This is a genomic window from Pseudomonas sp. zfem004, assembly GCF_032621715.1.
Taxonomy (GTDB): Bacteria; Pseudomonadota; Gammaproteobacteria; order Pseudomonadales; family Pseudomonadaceae; genus Aquipseudomonas; species Aquipseudomonas sichuanensis.
Genome location: NZ_JAVYJF010000004.1, coordinates 209,081 through 226,586, shown reverse-complemented (window position 1 = coordinate 226,586; position 17,506 = coordinate 209,081). Strand labels below are relative to the sequence as shown.

Sequence of the window (17,506 nt, the reverse complement as noted above, 5' to 3'; positions counted from 1 at the left end):
CCCTTCGGCGTGCGCGACCGCACAACGTGGGAGCGGCGGTGCGCCGATGCGACTTGCCCCGCGATCTCGGCTAAGCCGGTGCATCCAATCGCGGGGCAAGCCCGCTCCCACGCACTGCTGTTACAGAGACCGCAACCCGTCACTGCTGGTCGTTGTAGTGGAACTTGGGCATTTCCCAGTGGAAACGGATCGCCAGCAAGCGCACCAGGAACCCGCCAAACAGGGTCAGCAGCATCGCCTGCTCGGCCGGCACCTTGAAGTACACGCAGCCCAGGTAGAACCACGCCGCCGCGAACGACACGCTGGCGTACAGCTCGCGCCGGAACACCAACGGGATGTCGTTGCAGAAGATGTCCCGCAGGATGCCGCCGAACACCCCGGTGATCACCCCGCTGATCGAGGCAACCAGGAAGCCCTGCCCCATCTCCAGTGCAGTCATGCAGCCGATCAGGGTGAACGCCACCAGGCCCAGGGCATCGAGCACCAGGAACAACGAACGCAGATGGCGCATCAAGGGTGCGATGAAGATGGTCACCAGCGCGGCAAAGCTGGTCAGCACCAGGTATTCCGGGTGTTTTACCCAGGTCAGCGGATAGTGCCCGAGCAGCACGTCACGCACCGAGCCGCCACCCAGGGCGGTGACGCAGGCAATCAGCACCACACCGAACCAGTCCATGCCGCGTCGGCCGGCAGACAGGGCGCCAGTCATGGCTTCGGCGGTGATGGCGATGAGGTAGAGCATCAACAACATGGTGCAGGTCCGTGCGGGAAAGGCGCGCAGTCTACCCAGTCGCGCGAGGCACCAAAAGAGGGCGCGCCGACGATTGTCGGCGCGCGGCAGGGTCAGGCCTTGATGAAGTGCTCGCGGTAGTGACGCAGCTCGGCGATCGACTCGCGAATGTCGTCCAGGGCCAGGTGGGTGCTGCCCTTCTTGAAGCTGTCACGCACGTCCGGCGCCCAGCGCGCGGCCAGCTCCTTGAGCGTGGAGACATCGAGGTTGCGGTAGTGGAAGTAGTTTTCCAGCCCGCGCATGTGCCGGTACAGGAAGCGGCGGTCCTGGCAGATGCTGTTGCCGCAGATCGGCGACTTGCCCTTGGGCACCCACTGCTCCAGGAAGGCGATGGTCTGTGCCTCGGCCTCGGCCATGCTGATCTTGCTCTCGCGCACGCGCTGGGTCAGGCCCGAGCCGCCGTGGGTGCGGGTGTTCCATTCATCCATGCGGGCCAGCACTTCATCGCTGTGATGAATGGCGATCACCGGGCCTTCGGCCAGGGTGTTCAGCTCGCTGTCGGTGACGATGGTGGCCATCTCGATGATGACGTCGCTGTCCGGGTCCAGGCCGGTCATTTCCAGGTCGATCCAGATCAGGTTCTGTGGGTTCTGCATGAAAGTGCTCCTCGAATAGGCCGTCATATTAGCCCAGCCAGGCGGTGCGTGGGCGGGCCATGCTAAACTGCCGCGGTTTTCTCACTGCCTCGCCGATACGGAACCTTCATGGCCAAACGCCAGCTCAACCGCCGCCAGAACTGGCGCATCGAAAAGATCCAGGGTGAACGCGCCGCCCGCGCCGCCAAACGCGAGCAGCATGTACTGCAAGAGCTCGAAGGTGGCGACCTGGGGCCGGAGCAGTTGGGCCTGGTGATCGCCCACTTCGGTGTGCAGGTCGAGGTCGAGGCCCAGGACGGCGACGCCGCCGGCCAGGTATTCCGCTGCCACCTGCGGGCCAACCTGCCGGCGCTGGTCACCGGCGATCGCGTGGTATGGCGCGCCGGCAACCAGGGCATCGGCGTGATCGTCGCCCAGATGCCGCGCAGCACCGAGCTGTGCCGGCCGAACAATCATGGCCAGCTCAAGCCGGTGGCGGCCAACGTCGACCTGATCGTCATCGTCTTCGCGCCAGCACCGGAACCGCACCCCAACCTGATCGATCGCTACCTGGTGGCTGCCGAGCATGCTGGTATCCGCCCACTGCTGCTGCTCAACAAGGCCGACCTGATCAACGACGAGAACGCCCCGACGCTCAACGCCATGCTCGAGGTGTATCGCGGGCTCGGCTACCCGTTGCTGGAAGTGTCGGCCCACCAGGGCGATGGCATGCAGCGCCTGCAGCAGACGCTGGATGGCCATATCAGTGTGTTCGTCGGCCAGTCGGGCGTGGGCAAGTCGTCGCTGGTCAACAGCCTGCTGCCTGACGCCGGCACCCGCGTCGGCGACCTGTCCGAATGGTCTGGCCAGGGCACCCACACCACCACCACCGCGCGGCTCTATCACTTCCCCAACGGCGGCGACCTGATCGACTCCCCGGGTATCCGTGAATTCGGCCTGGGCCATGTCAGCCGTGACGACGTGGAAGATGGCTTCATCGAATTCCGCGAGCTGTTCGGCCATTGCCGCTTCCGCGACTGCAAACACGACCGCGAACCGGGCTGTGCGTTGCTCAAGGCACTGGACGAGGGCAGCGTGACGCAGCAGCGGATGAACAGCTACCGCTCGATCATCGCCAGCCTGCCGCAAGACAGCTACTGAAGCTGCGGCAGATTACTGGGCTCGCAAGCCCTGTGGGAGCGGGTTCACCCGCGAAGCAGACGACGCGGTGCATGGCACCGGCTTTGCCGGTGTTCGCGGGTAAACCCGCTCCCACAGGTCCGCGCTGAATCAGCCAAAAGGCGCCTGGCTACCACAAAGCAAAACGCCCGTGACTGCATATGCAATTACGGGCGTTTTGCCAGGCAGCACCCGGCTTACTGGTTCTTCTGCTCATCCATCTTCAACACACCATCCTCGAAGATGTTCAGCTTCTGACGCAGTTCACGGGGCTGCATCGGCTCCTGCGGCGCCGGAGCCGCGGCACCTGGCGCAGCCGGGGCTGGCGGCGTCGCTTGCGGCTGGGCCTCGGGTGCACCCTGCTCACCCTCGATGGTGCGCTGGGCCTTCTTGGTCAGGACGATGATGTCGATACGGCGGTTGACCGGGTTGAACGGGTTCTTGCGGTCGAACAGCGACGACGACGCATACCCCACCACCCGCGCCACCTGGTCATCGGGGTAACCACCGGCGACCAGCGCACGACGCGCGGCGTTGGCACGGTTGGCCGACAGTTCCCAGTTACCGTAGTCGCCGGTGCCGGAGTACGGCTTGGCATCGGTGTGGCCACTGACGCTGATCTTGTTCGGCACCGCCTTGATGGTGTCGGCCATGGCCAGCAGGATATCTTCGAAGTACGGCTGCAACCGCGCACTGCCAATGTCGAACATCGGCCGGTTCTCGGCGTCCATGATCTGGATGCGCAGGCCGTCCTGGGTGATCTCGAACAGGATCTGGTCCTTGAACTTCTGCAGCTGCGGGTTTTCCTCGACCTTGTTCTGCAGCTCCTGCAGCAGCAGCTCCAGGCGCTCGCGCTCGACCTGCTCGGCCATGGTCTCGACCTTGTCCTTGTCCAGCTGGATGCTGGTATCAGGCGTCGGCTCGGACTTGGTCTCGGGGTTGATGGTCTTCTCGGGGGCCAGCTGTGGCGAGCCACCCAGGTCGATGATGTAGGGCGTGCCGCTTTCGGAGAAGCCGATCGGGTCCTTGAAGTAGCCGGCAATGGCGATCTTCTGCTCGGGCGTGGCGGTGGAAAGCAGCCACAGCACGAGGAAGAACGCCATCATCGCCGTGGCGAAGTCGGCGAAGGCGATCTTCCAGGCGCCGCCATGGTGGCCTCCACCGAAGCGCTTTACGCGCTTGATGATGATGGGCTGATTGTTTTCCATGGCTTAACGACCGCGGACCGCTTGTTCCAGCTCGGCGAAGCTTGGACGGTGCTTGGGGTACAGCACCTTGCGCCCGAACTCGACAGCCAGCGAAGGCGGCATGCCCGAGGCGGACGCGACCAGCGAAGCCTTGATCGACTCGTACAGGTTGAGCTCTTCCTTGGCATCGTGCTCCAGGCACTTGGCCAACGGGCCGAAGAAGCCGTAGGCCGCCAGAATACCGAAGAAGGTACCGACCAGCGCCGCACCTACGTGCAGGCCGATCGACGCCTGGTCGCCTTCACCCAGCGACGCCATGGTCACCACGATACCCAGTACCGCCGCGACGATACCGAAGCCGGGCATGCCGTCGGCGATGCCGTTCACCGCGTGGGACGGGTGCTCCAGCTCTTCCTTCATGCTCAGCAGTTCCATGTCGAACAGGCCTTCGAGCTCGTGGGGAGCCATGTTGCCGGTGGACATGATGCGCAGGTAGTCGCAGATATAGGCGGTCATGCGTTCATCGCCCAGTACCGCGGGGTACTTGGCGAAGATCGGGCTGGCGGCGGCGTCTTCAATGTCACCTTCGATGGCCATCATGCCTTCGCGGCGACTCTTGTTGAGGATCTCGTATACCAGGCCCAGTACTTCCAGGTAGAAAGTATGGGTGAAACGGCTGCCGAACATCTTCAGCGACTTCTTGACCACGTGCATGGTCATGTAGCCAGGGTTGGCCTGAAGGAACGCACCGAACGCGGCGCCGCCGATGATCAGCACTTCGAACGGCTGAATCAGCGCCGCGATCTTGCCGTGGGAAAGCACGTAGCCGCCGAGCACGCTCGCGAATACGACGATGATGCCGATAATTTTAGCCATAGGTTCAAAGCACTTGCTGTCGTGGTCAGGGTCGGGGACGGGAGCTTTAAAACTCTTCTTCTACTTATCGGCACAACTGCGCCAGACTATAGCCACTCATCGCGAAAAGCCAGTTCGGACTGATGTCAAAATGCCAATTGAAACCAAGGTGCCAAGTAAGGTTCCAGCGACGCTAGAGGCCTGGGTAAAGCTGCTCGATGGGGTGCGCCTGCCGGTGCCGAAAGAGAGCCACGACCAGGTGGTCAAGGCCATCGGCGACAGCCGCCGCTCGCTGCGCGAGATCGCCGAACTGCTGCAGGACAGCCCCGCCCTGGTGCTGTGCGTGATGCGCGAGGCCAACCACCCGGCCAGTCCCAGCCAGGCCGAGCCCGCCGAAAACCTGGAAGTCGCCCTCAATCGCCTGGGCCTTGAACGCACCAGCCAGCTGCTGGCGCGCCTGCCCACCCTGCCCGGCGACGACATCCCGCCGGTGCTGCGCCAGTTCCTGCTGATCAGCCAGCATGCCGCGCAACAAGCCAACGGCCTGTTCGCCAGCCGCCTGGCGCGGCTGTGGCAGGACATCCACTGGGGCAGCCTGCTGTTTCTCTCGCCGCTGTGGCCGCTGGCCCTGGCCTACCCGAAACTGCTGGACACCTGGGAACTGCGAGTTATCCACAAGGGCGAGGACGCAGCCCTGGTCGAACATGAGCTGTTCGGCGTGCGCATCATGGCGCTGTGCCAAGCCGTGGCCGAGCACTGGCGCCTGCCTGGCTGGGTCACCCAGGGCTATCGCCTGCTGATCGACGAGCGCGAGCAACTGGCCCAGGTTCTGGCCATCGCCCGTGAACCCGAGCCCCTGGCACAACAGCAGCGCCTGGACGAGGAGCCGGCCCTGCGCCGCTGGTTCAACCAGCCGCCCAATACCGTCCTGCTCGCCAATGGCCTGGCGCTGGCGGCCCAGGTCGGCTGGGACAACCCACACCTGCTGCGCTGGCAACTGCTGACCGCGCTGTACCTGCAGACATCGCTGGAAGATGTGCAGCAGCAGGTCCACCAACAGGCCGCGGCCAGCGCCCGCCACCATGCGCGCCACGCCCTGTTCCACCCAGCCGAAGCGCTGATCTGGCCCTGGCACCAGCGCCGCCCGCACCCGGACATGCTCACCCCGCCGCCGCCCAGCGCCGACGCGCTGGCGCACTGGCGCACGCTGTGCCAGGAACTGCTGGCCCAGCCAAGCCCGTTCTCCAACACCGTGCACCTGGCCACGCAAGCGCGCGAAGCGCTGCTGGCGTGCGGCATGCAGCGCATCATGCTGCTGAGCCTGGACAAGGCCAGCGACTACCTGCGCGTGCAGCAGACCGCCGGCCTGCCCAAGGAAGCCGACGCCATGGCGCTGGCAATCGCGCAGAACAAACTGCTGCAAAAGCTGATGAGCAAAGCCGGGCAACTGCGCCTGACGCCCGACAACCATGCCCAGTTCGCCGCACTGCTGCCGGCCCCGTTGCGGGCGTTCTTCCGCAGCGAGCACCTGCTGCTGCGCTCGCTGGCCGTCGGTGAGCAGGTGCTGATGCTGGCGGTGGTCGACCAGGGCGGCAAGCCGCTGGCCGATGTCAGCGTGCAAGCCTTCGGCAAGACCGCGCAATGCATCGAGCGCGCCCTGGCCGTGTTTGCCAACCGCAATGCCTGAGCCTTGCGCTACAATCGCTGCTCTTTCCACCCTGGAGACCGTGGATGACTGACTTTTCCGGCTTGCCCCTGGTGATCGAAGCCGAGGACCTGCTACCGCGCCTGGCTTCGCCACAGCTGATCCTGGTCGACCTGAGCAGTGCCAATCGCTACGTCAGCGGGCACATCCCAGGGGCCCGCTTCGTCGAGGGCAAGCGCACCCAGCTGGGTCAACCACCAGCACCCGGCCTGCTGCCAGCACTGGGCGACCTGGAGAAACTGTTCAGCGAGCTCGGCCACCGCAACGATGCCGTCTATGTGGTCTACGACGATGAAGGGGGCGGCTGGGCCGGGCGCTTCATCTGGCTGCTCGACGTGATCGGCCACCCGCACTACCACTACCTCAACGGCGGCATCCAGGCCTGGCCGGCAGACAAGCTGTCCACCGAGGCGCCGGCCCCCGCCAGCACCCCGGTGCGCCTGCAGTTGCACAGCGAGCCGACCGCCACCCGCGAATACCTGCAAAGCCGCCTGGGCGCCGACGACCTGGTGGTCTGGGACGCCCGCGGCCCGCAGGAGTTCAGCGGCGAAAAAGTCCTGGCCGCCAAGGGCGGGCACATCCCCGGCGCGATCAACTTCGAGTGGACCGCCGGCATGGACCTGAACGACCACCTGCGCATCCGCAAGGACATCGCGCAAGTGCTCGAACAACTGGGCATCACCCCAGACAAGGAAGTGATCACCCACTGCCAGACCCACCGCCGCTCCGGTTTCACCTACCTGGTGGCCAAGGCCCTCGGTTACCCACGCATCAAGGCTTACGCCGGCTCGTGGAGCGAATGGGGCAACCACCCCGACACGCCCGTAGAAGTTTAAGGACGCTCAATGAAATCCCGTTTGTTCATCATCAGCCAGCACCTGCTGCCGCACCACTTGCTGTCGCGACTGGCCGGCTGCGTCGCCGAATGCCGCGCGCGCTGGTTCAAGAATGCCTTCACCGCCTGGTTCGCCAAGCGCTACCAGGTGAACATGTCCGAAGCGCTGGTCGAAGACTTGACTGCCTACGAGCACTTCAACGCCTTCTTCACCCGTGCCCTCAAGCCCGGCGCCCGCCCGCTGGACGAAACCCCCGGCGCCATCCTCTGCCCGGCCGACGGCGCGGTCAGCCAGCTTGGCCCGATCGAGCATGGCCGCATCTTCCAGGCCAAGGGCCACAGCTTCAGCGCCCTCGAGTTGCTGGGCGGCGACCCGGCCCTGGCCGCGCCTTTCATGGGCGGCGAATTCGCCACCATCTACTTGTCGCCCAAGGACTACCACCGCGTGCACATGCCGCTGGCCGGCACCCTGCGCGAGATGGTCTACGTGCCGGGCCGGCTGTTCTCGGTCAACCAGACCACCGCAGAGAACGTCCCCGAGCTGTTCGCCCGCAACGAGCGTGTGGTCTGCCTGTTCGACACCGAGCGCGGGCCGATGGCGGTAGTGCTGGTTGGCGCGATGATCGTCGCCTCGATCGAGACCGTCTGGGCCGGCCTGGTCACGCCGCCGAAGCGCGAGCTCAAGACCTTCCGCTACGACGAAGCCAGCCGCGCACCGATCCACCTGGAGAAAGGCGCCGAGCTGGGCCGCTTCAAGTTGGGCTCCACGGCGATCGTGCTGTTCGGGCCGGAGCAGGTGAAGTGGGCTGAAAACCTCGGCGCAGGCTCTGCCGTACGCATGGGTGAACTGCTGGCGCAGCCAACCCAGGCCTGATCCGCCGCCGCAATGAAAAAGGCCCTGCATCTGCAGGGCCTTTTCTTTTGGTGCATGGCGTATCAGGCGCGGCGTTCGTGCATCCGTGCCAGCTGGCGCTCCAGCATCGATGGGTACGGTTCCATCAACCGCTCCACGCAGCTCGCGCCCTCAGGGCTGGCGATCGGGCGGATGCGCGCACGCTGGCGCACCAGGGCATCGTCGCTGATTCGCCGCTCCACCAGCAGCAGGTTGCGGCTGTGCTGCGACAGCGCCAGGGCGTCCTGGGCCTGCTCGGTCATCAGCAGGTCGACCTGGTCCAGGCCCTGCAAGTCATCGGCCAGCACCAGGCCCAACTGCAGCTGCAGGGTGATGCCGCTGTCGGCCACCTCGATCTGCAGGGCATGGCCCAGGGCACGCAGCAGCTCACCGCAGCAGATGGCGTTGGTCAGGTAGTCCTCGCCACAGTCGCGGCTGTGGAACAGCAGCAGGGTGCCGCCGTCGCTCAGCGTGTGCAGTTCGCCTTCGTACAGCGAGGCAGCCTGGTCGAGGCAGTCGTTGTAGCGTTCCAGCAACTCGGCAAGGCGGGTGCGCGGCAGGCGGCGCAGTTGCTCCTGGGAGCCCAGCTGCACGGCCAGCACGGCGCTGCTCTGGGGTTCGTTCGACTCGACAGCGCTCAGTTTGGCGGGGGCGGTTTCTTCGTCCATCAGACCGGCAAAGGCCTCGTCATCGTCGTCAGTTTCCTGCACCGCGACCTTGGCGCGCGGGGCGGCCTTGGGCGCTACCGGGACATCGTCGAAGTCGTCTTCTTCCTCGACCTCCGGCTCAGGCGGCGGTGGCGGGGCAAGGCGGGCGTGCAGCTGGCGGGCCAGGTCGCCGATTTCGTCCTGGCGGTCGATGGCCGGGGTGTAGGGGTGCGGGTCACGCAGCCAGACCCGCAGTTGCAGCAGCGGGGTGGAGATGAAGCGGCCCAGGCGCAGGCTCAGGGTGAGGGCCAGCGCCAGCAGGATGGCGGCAAGGATGCCCATGCTCTGCAGGCTGATCAGCATCGGCTGCTGGAACTGGCTCATGTCCAGGCTGATGCGCAGCTGGCCGGCGGTCACGTCCTGGAAGGTGATCTTGGTCTGGTACACCCCCTCTGCCTCGCCCAGCAGGCTGTTGCGCGGGCGCTGGCCGGCCTCGGCGAGGATGCGGTTGTCCACGCTGTAGATGGCGGCGTGGGCCACCAGCGGGTTCTTCACCAGGTTGCCGAGCAGCACGTTGAGGCTGAGGATGTCGTTGGACACCAGCAGTTCGGTGGCGGAGGTGGCGGTCTGCGTGGTCAGGCTCTGGCCAACGGCATCGGCCTGCTCATGCATGGCCTGCTTGAACTGCAAACCCATCACGCAGGCATAGATCACCAGGGCCAGGGCCACCAGGAAGATGTTATGGCTGGCGATACGCAGGGCCAGCGGGATTCGGCGCTGGCTGAGGGCTCGGTAGATCATCAGGAAGAAGTTGTCGGTTTTGACGGGCGTAGGCCGGTTCACAGAGCGCGGCTCTTAATGGCGAGAAAGTGCTGCGCAGTATAGCGAGCAGAGTTTTGTCGGCAAAGTATCGTTGGCGCCCGATGGTCACGGAAAATCGGTAGAATGCGCATTTTTCATCGAAGTCGGAGCCCGGTCTTGCGCGAAATCGTCCTGATCAACATCACTGGTGAAGACCGTCCAGGTCTTACCGCTGCCATCACCGGCGTCCTGCTCCAGGGCGGTGTGAACATCCTCGACATCGGCTTGGCGGTGATGCACGGCACGCTGTCGTTCGGCATCCTGGTCGACATTCCCGACAACGAAGTCGCCACCTCGCTGCTGCAGAGCGTGCAATCGAAGGCCCACGATCTGAACCTGCAGGCGCGCTACACGCCGATCTCCGAAGCCGATTACCAGCACTGGGCCGACAGCCAGGGCGAGGCGCGCCATATCGTCACCCTGCTCAGCCGCCGGGTCACCCCGGAGCAGTTGCAGCGGGTCAGCGCGATCATCAGCCAATACGGCCTGACCATCGAGCGCATCGAGCGCCTGTCCGCCCGTGTGGCGCTGAATGCCGATGCCGATAACGGCAAGGCCGCGCTGGAGATCTCCGCGCGTGGCGAACCGACCGATGCCCAGGCCCTGCGTGCCGACTTCTTTGCCCTGTGCGAAGAACTGAACATCGACATCGCCTTCCAGCGCGACGACCTGTTCCGCCGCAACCGCCGCCTGGCCGTGTTCGACATGGACTCCACGCTGATCGAAGCCGAAGTGATCGACGAGCTGGCCAAGGCAGCCGGCGTGGGCGAGCAGGTGGCAGAAATCACTGAGCGTGCCATGCGCGGCGAGCTGGATTTCCGTGCCAGCTTCAAGGAGCGCATGGCGCTGCTCAAGGGGCTCGACGTTGGCGCGCTGGATGAAATCGGTGCCTCGCTGCGCCTGACCGAAGGTGCCGAGCACCTGTTCGCCGAACTCAAGCGCCTGGGTTACAAGACCGCCATTCTGTCTGGCGGCTTCACCTATTTCGCCAAGCAGGTCCAGGCGCGCCTGGGCATCGACTATGTGTTCGCCAACGAGCTGGAAGTGGTCGACGGCAAGGTGACCGGTGTTGCCGTCGAGCCGATTGTCGACGCGCAGCGCAAGGCTGAGCTGCTGCAGAAGCTGGCTGCTGAAGAGGGCCTGCAGCTGGAGCAGACCATCGCCGTGGGCGATGGCGCCAACGACCTGCCAATGCTGTCGCTGGCCGGCCTGGGTGTGGCGTTCCGCGCCAAGCCGCTGGTGCGCCAGTCGGCCAAGCAGGCAATCTCAACGCTGGGGCTGGATGGCGTGCTGTATTTGCTGGGCCTGCGCGATCGCGACGCACGCGGCTGATGATTGACCGCCCCCTTCGCCGGCGTGCCGGCGAAGACAGAGGCAATGAAAAAGCCCGCATCGCTGCGGGCTTTTTCATGTCTGGCGGATCAGAACCGATAGACTTCCATATCGGTGCGGATCGGTGAAGCCATCGGGATCTTCGACTTCTCCGGCTCCTTCTTCACCTGTACCGGCGCCGCCTGCTTGCGGGGCGCTTCCTCGGCGATGGCAGGCTGGTTGGCCAGCGGCTTGACCGCACTGCTGAGCTGCTCGGCGAGCTTCTGCAGCAACTGGCCCTGGGCCTGCACCTGGGCCGATTCGCTGCCCTGGTGCGGTTGCTCGAGGTGAACGATACGGTTATCACGCACCTGGCCACGACGGTCCAGTACACGCCATTGCGCATCCAGGATCGCCGGTTGGTTCTTGCCCGAATCCAGGCGAGTGATGGTCAGCAGCACCTGCACGTCCGGGGTGAAACCCGCACTGGCGGGCGCCAGGACCACGCGCTGGCTGTCCAGGCGCCAGGCCAGCTGGCGCACCAGCAACTGATCGATGTCCGACGAAAGGCTACCGGCCCAGCGACCGTCGGTCGCCGCAGTCAGGCTGCCATCGGTCTGGCGCTGCAGGAAGGTTTCGCGTTGCAGGTAGTCGGCCACCGAAACAGGGCCAAGCACCACCGCCATGCCCGCCGCCTGGGAAGGCTGGCCAGGGTCACCGCTGTCGAGCTGATACAAGGCGACCGGCTGATGCATGCTGCACCCGCTCAGGCCCAGCAGCCCAGTCATCAACAGCGCAAATGGAAGGCGCAGAAATTTCATTCATCCCATCCAGGCGGTCGCCTCAAGACTGACCGCAGTGATACTCACGTAAATTCATCCGGGCACTCGGCCACGCCGGCGCCACAAGAGCACTATCATCCGCGAAATAGCGGCCCGACTCCAGCATTTCCGCCTGCAACGGCGCCGAAAGCGCCGCTGCAGACGCGCTACCGGCTTATGCCGGGGTCTCCACCAGCAGTGCATCGACACGCTGGAAGCCGCGTGGCAATTTGCTACCACGGCGACCGCGCTCACCCTTGTAATGCTCGAGGTCATCCGGCTTCAGAGACAGGGTACGCTTGCCAGCCTGCAATACAAGGGTCGCCCCCTCGCTGACCACCGCCAGATCGGTGACATATTCTTCACGGCTGGCCACCCGGTCGCCCGGCACGCCGATGATCTTGTTGCCCTTGCCCTTGCCCAGCTGCGGCAGGTCGGCGACCTTGAACACCAGCAGGCGCCCTTCGGTGGTCACTGCCGCCAGCCAATCCTGCTCGCGCTCGGCCACCGGGCGCGGGGTCATGACCTTGGCGCCGTTCGGCAGGCTCAGCAGGCCCTTGCCGGCCTTGTTCTTGGCCTGCAGGTCTTCACCCTTGACCACGAAGCCATAGCCGGCGTCGGACGCCACCACGTACAGGGCATCGTCGTCCGGCAGCAGCACGCACTCGAAGGTAGCGCCTGGCGGTGGCGTCAGGCGGCCGGTCAACGGCTCGCCCTGGCCACGGGCGGACGGCAGGCTGTGGGCAGCCAGCGAGTAGCTGCGCCCGGTGGAGTCGATCAACACGGCAAACTGGTTGGAGCGCCCGGCGGCAGCGGCCTTGAAGCCATCGCCGGCCTTGTACGAAAGCCCCGTGGCATCGATGTCGTGGCCCTTGGCGCAGCGCACCCAGCCCTTCTCCGACAGCACCACGGTGACCGGCTCGGTCGGCATCAGCTCGTTTTCCGACAGGGCCTTGGCTTCGGCCCGCTCGACGATCGGCGAACGACGGTCGTCGCCGTAGGTTTGGGCATCTTCGATCAGTTCGCTGCGTACCAGCTTGCGCAGCTTGGCATCGCTGCCCAGCAGCGTGGTCAGACGCTTCTGCTCCTTGAGCAGGTCGTCGGTTTCGCCACGGATCTTCATCTCTTCCAGGCGCGCCAACTGACGCAGACGCGTTTCGAGGATGTAGTCGGCCTGGATCTCGGTCAGCTCGAAACGCTCGATCAGCGCCTGCTTGGGGTGCTCTTCGGTGCGGATGATGTGGATCACTTCATCCAGGTTGAGGAACGCCTTGAGCAAGCCTTCCAACAGGTGCAGACGCCGCTCGACCTTGTCCAGGCGGTGCTGCAGGCGGCGACGAACGGTAGCGACACGGAATTCCAGCCACTCCAGCAACAATGCACGCAGGCTCTTGAGCTGCGGACGACCGTCGAGGCCGATGATGTTGACGTTGACCCGGTAGGTGCTCTCAAGGTCGGTGGTGGCGAACAGGTGCTGCATCAGTTCGGCGGCATCGACGCGGTTGGAGCGCGGGATGATGACGATGCGGCAGGGGTTCTCGTGGTCCGACTCGTCGCGCAGGTCAGCGACCATCGGCAGTTTCTTGGCCTGCATCTGCGCGGCGATCTGCTCCAGTACCTTGGCCCCGGAGACCTGGTGGGGCAGCGCGGTGACGACGATATCGCCGTCTTCGACGCGGTACACCGCACGCATGCGGATCGAGCCCTTGCCGCTCTCGTACATCTTGAGGATGTCGGCGCGCGGGGTGACGATCTCGGCCTCGGTCGGGTAGTCCGGCCCCTGGATGTGTTCGCACAGCTGCTCAAGCGTGGCCTTGGGCTCGTCGAGCAGGCGCACGCAGGCACTGGCCACTTCGCGCAGGTTGTGCGGCGGCACGTCGGTGGCCATGCCCACGGCGATGCCGGTGGTACCGTTGAGCAGGATATTCGGCAGGCGCGCCGGCAGTACCGCTGGCTCCTGCAGGGTGCCGTCGAAGTTCGGCACCCAGTCGGCCGTGCCCTGGCCCAGCTCGCTGAGCAGCACTTCGGAGTAACGCGACAGACGCGCCTCGGTATAACGCATGGCGGCGAACGACTTCGGATCGTCCGGCGCACCCCAGTTACCCTGGCCGTCGACCAGGGTGTAGCGGTAGCTGAACGGCTGGGCCATCAGCACCATGGCTTCATAGCAGGCCGAATCACCGTGGGGGTGGAACTTGCCGAGCACGTCACCGACGGTACGCGCCGACTTCTTGTGCTTGGAATCGGCATCGAGCCCCAACTCGCTCATGGCATAGACGATACGGCGCTGCACCGGCTTGAGGCCGTCGCCGATGTGCGGCAGCGCGCGGTCCATGATCACGTACATGGAGTAGTTGAGGTAGGCCTGTTCGGTGAATTCAGCCAGGGAGCGGCGTTCGACACCGTCCAGGCTGAGTTCGAGTGAGTCGCTCATGCGGGCCTCGTCATTTCAGGTTCTGGCGCAGCAGCATGGTGCCGCCGCGCTGGGTAAATTCAAGTTGTTTGAGGGCGCTCATGCCCAGCAGCACGGCCTGGCCGTCGAGGCCGGGCACCACCAGGGCGCGCACGTCGCGCAGGTGGATATCGCCCAGCAGCAGGCTGTCGATACGGGTGCGGTAACCCTCGGTACGGCCATTGGCGGTGCTCAGCGTCACTGGCGCGCCACGGGCAAGATCCAGGTCGCGGGCCAGCGCCTCGGGGATGGCCACGTCGGTGGCCCCGGTGTCGAGCATGAAATGCACCACCCGGCCATTGATCGCGCCATCGGCGACAAAATGCCCCTGGCCGTTGCTCAACAGGCGCACTTCGACGAAACCATCGCCCTGGGTGCTCTGCACTTCGCTGTTGGGGTTTTCCTGGCGCTCTTCCCACTGGCCGAAAAACCGCGTGGCGAGGAACATCGCCGCCACCCAGGCGAGCACCATCAGCACCCTGCCCGCACGTTTGCCCGGTACCTGGCTCATGGTTTGCCGCTCCAGCCGCCCTGTGGCGCGGCGAAGCGCCAGACGATCGGCCGCGCTTCACCATCGGCGCGCACGCCGTTGTTGTTGTCCAGGCCAATCCAGGCGCCGTCCTTGTCGATCACCAGCGCTTCGGCCAGGCCGTAGGGTTGATCGTACTGACGGGGCGCCAGCAACGCGTCGGCGGCAAACGACCAGCAGCGCTCGACCGCGCCGCTGTCGGCATCGCGCCGGCAAATGCGGTAGGCATTGCGCTCCAGGGTGAACAGCTTGCCGTCGAACAACGCCAGGTCGGCGAAGTCCCGCGACAGGGCGCGAGCGCCCGGGAATTGAGCTGGCTGCATCTCGACGCCGGCCTCGCTGAATATCACGCAACTGCGCCCGCAGTCCCATACCGACTGCTGGCGCCGCACCGAAAGCAGGCCACGGCGCTCGCGCTCGGCGGCCAGCCACAGGCGGTCGCCCGCCGGGTTGATCGCCAGGCCTTCGAACAAGGCATTGAAGTGCAGCAGCATGCCACTGCCACGGGCCTGGCGGACCATCGCCTGATCGATTTTCAACCAGCTCGGTTCACCTTCGGCTGGCAATTGCAGCACTGCTGCGTGCGCTTCGCTGACGACATAGAAGTTACCGGCCTGATCACAGGCGATCCCTTCGAAATCCAGCGCCCCGCCACGGATGAACGATGCGGCCCAGTTGCGCGACTTCAGCCCCCACGGCAGGCCGGTGTCCGGCGCCGCAGGCGGAGTGAACACCAGCGCTTCGGCGCGCCAGGTGCTGTCGCCCCGGTCGAGGCGATAGATGCGGTCATCGTCGCGGTCGGACACCGCCCACAGTGCCCCACGGCACATCGCCAGGCCGGACAGGTTGCCGCCATGCATGCCTTCGACCGGATGCTCGCGGGTGAGCTTGAGCTCCGGCCAGTCCTGCGCCAGGGCCGGCAACATCGACAACGCCAGGCAAAGTGCCAGGAGCGGACGAATCAAACCAGGACCTCGGCCAGGTTGCCTTTGGTCTCCAGCCAGTTCTTGCGGTCACCGGCGCGCTTCTTCGCCAGCAGCATGTCCATGATCTCGGTGGTACCCGCCAGGTCGTCGAGCGTGAGCTGGACCAGGCGCCGGGTGTTCGGGTCCATGGTGGTTTCGCGCAGCTGCGGCGGGTTCATCTCGCCCAAGCCCTTGAATCGGGTGACCTGCGGCTTGCCGCGCTTCTTCTCGGCAACCAGGCGATCGAGGATGCCATCACGCTCGGCTTCGTCGAGGGCGTAGTAGATCTCCTTGCCCAGGTCGATGCGGTACAGCGGCGGCATGGCCACGTAGACGTGACCGGCCTCGACCAGCGGGCGGAAATGCTGGACGAACAGCGCGCACAGCAAGGTGGCGATGTGCAGGCCGTCGGAGTCGGCGTCAGCGAGGATGCAGATCTTGCCGTAGCGCAGTTGGGTCAGGTCGGTGGCACCCGGATCGACGCCGATGGCCACGGCAATGTTGTGCACTTCCTGGCTGGCCAGCACTTCACCGCCATCGACCTCCCAGGTGTTGAGGATCTTGCCGCGCAGCGGCAGGATCGCCTGGAACTCCTTGTCCCGCGCCTGCTTGGCCGAACCACCGGCGGAGTCGCCCTCTACCAGGAACAGCTCAGCGCGCATCGGGTCCTGGCCCGCGCAGTCGGCCAGCTTGCCCGGCAGTGCCGGCCCCTGGGTGACGCGCTTGCGCTCGACCTTCTTGCTTGCCTTCAGGCGGCGGCCGGCGTTGCTGATGGCCAGCTCCGCCAGTTGCATGCCCAGCTCGGGGTGGGCGTTGAGCCACAGGCTGAACGCGTCCTTGACCACACCCGAGACGAACGCCGCCGCCTCGCGGGACGACAGGCGCTCCTTGGTCTGGCCGGAGAATTGCGGCTCCTGCATCTTCATCGACAAGACGAAGCTGATGCGCTCCCAGACGTCCTCCGGGGCCAGCTTGACCCCACGCGGCAGCAGGTTGCGGAACTCGCAGAACTCGCGCATGGCATCCAGCAGGCCCTGGCGCAGGCCGTTGACGTGGGTGCCGCCTTGCGCGGTGGGGATCAGGTTGACGTAGCTTTCCTGGATGCTGTCGCCGCCCTCGGGCAGCCACAGCAGGGCCCAGTCGACCGCCTCTTTATTACCGGCCAGGCTGCCGCAGAACGGCTCGTCGGGCAGGCGCAGGTATTCGCTGACCGAGTCGACCAGGTAGGAACGCAGGCCGTCTTCGTAGTGCCACTCGACCTTCTCGCCGGTGCCCTTGTCTTCGAAGCTGATCGACAGCCCTGGGCACAGCACGGCCTTGGCCTTGAGCACGTGCTTGAGGCGGCTGATGGAGAACTTGGGCGAGTCGAAGTACTTGGGATCAGGCGTGAAGTACACGCTGGTGCCGGTGTTGCGCTTGCCGACGGTGCCGACCACTTCCAGCTCGCTGGCCTTGAAGCCATCGGCGAAGGTCATCTGGTATTCGTTGCCATCGCGCTTCACGCGCACCCGCACCTGGGTGGACAGGGCGTTGACCACCGAAATACCGACGCCGTGCAAACCGCCGGAGAACTGGTAGTTCTTGTTGGAGAACTTGCCGCCGGCATGCAGCTTGGTGAGGATCAGTTCGACACCGGACACGCCCTCTTCGGGGTGGATGTCCACCGGCATGCCGCGGCCGTCGTCGCACACTTCCAGCGAGTGGTCGGCGTGCAGGATCACCTGCACCGAACGGGCGTGGCCGGCCAGGGCTTCGTCGACACTGTTGTCGATGACTTCCTGGGCCAGGTGGTTCGGCCGGCTGGTGTCGGTGTACATGCCCGGGCGTTTGCGGACCGGGTCAAGGCCCGAGAGGACTTCGATGGCGTCTGCGTTATAGGCGCTAGCGCTGGGATTGGCCATG

At 65.3% G+C, this 17,506-nt stretch carries 15 protein-coding genes; 5 read left to right on the top strand and 10 right to left on the bottom strand.

Going from position 1 to position 17,506, the window contains the following annotated elements:
* Positions 1 to 139: 139 nt before the first annotated feature.
* Positions 140 to 751 (bottom strand): trimeric intracellular cation channel family protein, encoded by a 612-nt coding sequence (locus RTH46_RS06500; protein WP_110996140.1) that lies wholly within the window; start codon positions 749 to 751, stop codon positions 140 to 142.
* A gap of 92 nt (positions 752 to 843) precedes the next feature.
* Positions 844 to 1,386, bottom strand: coding sequence for an oligoribonuclease (orn, locus tag RTH46_RS06495; protein ID WP_316905268.1), 543 nt, complete (start codon positions 1,384 to 1,386; stop codon positions 844 to 846).
* Between the two features lie 108 nt (positions 1,387 to 1,494).
* Here orn and rsgA point away from each other — a divergent pair, with 108 nt between their 5' ends.
* Positions 1,495 to 2,526, top strand: a complete 1,032-nt coding sequence (gene rsgA, locus RTH46_RS06490) for a small ribosomal subunit biogenesis GTPase RsgA (protein ID WP_153786165.1) — start codon at positions 1,495 to 1,497, stop codon at positions 2,524 to 2,526.
* A 215-nt stretch (positions 2,527 to 2,741) separates the two neighbouring features.
* Here the strand turns inward: rsgA and motB are convergent, their stop codons facing one another.
* Together motB and motA are read right to left on the bottom strand one after the other, a co-directional pair.
* On the bottom strand, positions 2,742 to 3,752 hold the full coding sequence (gene motB / locus RTH46_RS06485; RefSeq protein WP_153786164.1) for a flagellar motor protein MotB: 1,011 nt from the start codon (positions 3,750 to 3,752) through the stop codon (positions 2,742 to 2,744).
* A gap of 3 nt (positions 3,753 to 3,755) precedes the next feature.
* A complete protein-coding gene (gene motA, locus RTH46_RS06480; protein ID WP_110996144.1) occupies positions 3,756 to 4,607 on the bottom strand; it encodes a flagellar motor stator protein MotA in 852 nt (283 codons plus the stop codon).
* Positions 4,608 to 4,737: 130 nt separating this feature from the next.
* On the opposite strand from motA, the gene RTH46_RS06475 reads away from it, so the two are divergent.
* From RTH46_RS06475 to asd, 3 genes are read left to right on the top strand one after another with little or no spacing between them, the layout of a single operon-like run.
* Positions 4,738 to 6,273: an HDOD domain-containing protein gene (locus RTH46_RS06475; protein WP_316905267.1), complete on the top strand. Its 1,536-nt coding sequence runs from the start codon at positions 4,738 to 4,740 to the stop codon at positions 6,271 to 6,273.
* Positions 6,274 to 6,317: 44 nt separating this feature from the next.
* The gene (locus RTH46_RS06470; protein ID WP_279846547.1) at positions 6,318 to 7,127 is read left to right on the top strand and encodes a rhodanese-like domain-containing protein; all 810 of its coding nucleotides are present in this window, start codon (positions 6,318 to 6,320) and stop codon (positions 7,125 to 7,127) included.
* A 9-nt stretch (positions 7,128 to 7,136) separates the two neighbouring features.
* On the top strand, positions 7,137 to 8,000 hold the full coding sequence (gene asd, locus RTH46_RS06465; RefSeq protein WP_153786161.1) for an archaetidylserine decarboxylase: 864 nt from the start codon (positions 7,137 to 7,139) through the stop codon (positions 7,998 to 8,000).
* 62 nt (positions 8,001 to 8,062) lie between these two features.
* Here the strand turns inward: asd and RTH46_RS06460 are convergent, their stop codons facing one another.
* Positions 8,063 to 9,508, bottom strand: coding sequence for a histidine kinase (locus tag RTH46_RS06460; RefSeq protein ID WP_153786160.1), 1,446 nt, complete (start codon positions 9,506 to 9,508; stop codon positions 8,063 to 8,065).
* A 135-nt stretch (positions 9,509 to 9,643) separates the two neighbouring features.
* Here RTH46_RS06460 and serB point away from each other — a divergent pair, with 135 nt between their 5' ends.
* Entirely contained in the window at positions 9,644 to 10,858 is a 1,215-nt protein-coding gene (gene serB / locus RTH46_RS06455; protein WP_316905266.1) for a phosphoserine phosphatase SerB, read from the top strand.
* Positions 10,859 to 10,947: 89 nt separating this feature from the next.
* Here the strand turns inward: serB and RTH46_RS06450 are convergent, their stop codons facing one another.
* The 5 genes from RTH46_RS06450 to parE all read right to left on the bottom strand — a co-directional run bounded on the left by RTH46_RS06450 (position 10,948) and on the right by parE (position 17,505).
* Positions 10,948 to 11,658 carry a membrane integrity-associated transporter subunit PqiC gene (locus tag RTH46_RS06450; protein ID WP_153786158.1) on the bottom strand — a complete coding sequence of 237 codons (711 nt, stop codon included), beginning with the start codon at positions 11,656 to 11,658 and terminating at the stop codon, positions 10,948 to 10,950.
* A gap of 175 nt (positions 11,659 to 11,833) precedes the next feature.
* Complete coding sequence (gene parC, locus RTH46_RS06445; protein ID WP_316905265.1) at positions 11,834 to 14,092, bottom strand: DNA topoisomerase IV subunit A; 2,259 nt, start codon at positions 14,090 to 14,092, stop codon at positions 11,834 to 11,836.
* 10 nt (positions 14,093 to 14,102) lie between these two features.
* Positions 14,103 to 14,621, bottom strand: coding sequence for a TIGR02281 family clan AA aspartic protease (locus RTH46_RS06440; protein ID WP_316905264.1), 519 nt, complete (start codon positions 14,619 to 14,621; stop codon positions 14,103 to 14,105).
* On the bottom strand, positions 14,618 to 15,604 hold the full coding sequence (locus RTH46_RS06435; protein WP_316905263.1) for an esterase-like activity of phytase family protein: 987 nt from the start codon (positions 15,602 to 15,604) through the stop codon (positions 14,618 to 14,620). The genes RTH46_RS06440 and RTH46_RS06435 overlap by 4 nt, the downstream gene beginning before the upstream one ends.
* A complete protein-coding gene (gene parE, locus RTH46_RS06430; protein WP_110996466.1) occupies positions 15,601 to 17,505 on the bottom strand; it encodes a DNA topoisomerase IV subunit B in 1,905 nt (634 codons plus the stop codon). The genes RTH46_RS06435 and parE overlap by 4 nt, the downstream gene beginning before the upstream one ends.
* Between the last annotated feature and the right edge of the window lies 1 nt (position 17,506).

What these genes read in the sequence shown, in the direction of transcription:
- orn (WP_316905268.1), bottom strand. Translation starts at nt 1,386, where the DNA reads ATGCAGAACCCACAGAACCTGATCTGGATCGACCTGGAAATGACCGGC.
- RTH46_RS06475 (WP_316905267.1), top strand. Translation starts at nt 4,738, where the DNA reads ATGCCAATTGAAACCAAGGTGCCAAGTAAGGTTCCAGCGACGCTAGAG.
- parE (WP_110996466.1), bottom strand. Translation starts at nt 17,505, where the DNA reads ATGGCCAATCCCAGCGCTAGCGCCTATAACGCAGACGCCATCGAAGTC.
- parC (WP_316905265.1), bottom strand. Translation starts at nt 14,092, where the DNA reads ATGAGCGACTCACTCGAACTCAGCCTGGACGGTGTCGAACGCCGCTCC.
- asd (WP_153786161.1), top strand. Translation starts at nt 7,137, where the DNA reads ATGAAATCCCGTTTGTTCATCATCAGCCAGCACCTGCTGCCGCACCAC.
- RTH46_RS06500 (WP_110996140.1), bottom strand. Translation starts at nt 751, where the DNA reads ATGTTGTTGATGCTCTACCTCATCGCCATCACCGCCGAAGCCATGACT.
- RTH46_RS06440 (WP_316905264.1), bottom strand. Translation starts at nt 14,621, where the DNA reads ATGAGCCAGGTACCGGGCAAACGTGCGGGCAGGGTGCTGATGGTGCTC.
- rsgA (WP_153786165.1), top strand. Translation starts at nt 1,495, where the DNA reads ATGGCCAAACGCCAGCTCAACCGCCGCCAGAACTGGCGCATCGAAAAG.
- RTH46_RS06450 (WP_153786158.1), bottom strand. Translation starts at nt 11,658, where the DNA reads ATGAAATTTCTGCGCCTTCCATTTGCGCTGTTGATGACTGGGCTGCTG.
- RTH46_RS06470 (WP_279846547.1), top strand. Translation starts at nt 6,318, where the DNA reads ATGACTGACTTTTCCGGCTTGCCCCTGGTGATCGAAGCCGAGGACCTG.
- motA (WP_110996144.1), bottom strand. Translation starts at nt 4,607, where the DNA reads ATGGCTAAAATTATCGGCATCATCGTCGTATTCGCGAGCGTGCTCGGC.
- motB (WP_153786164.1), bottom strand. Translation starts at nt 3,752, where the DNA reads ATGGAAAACAATCAGCCCATCATCATCAAGCGCGTAAAGCGCTTCGGT.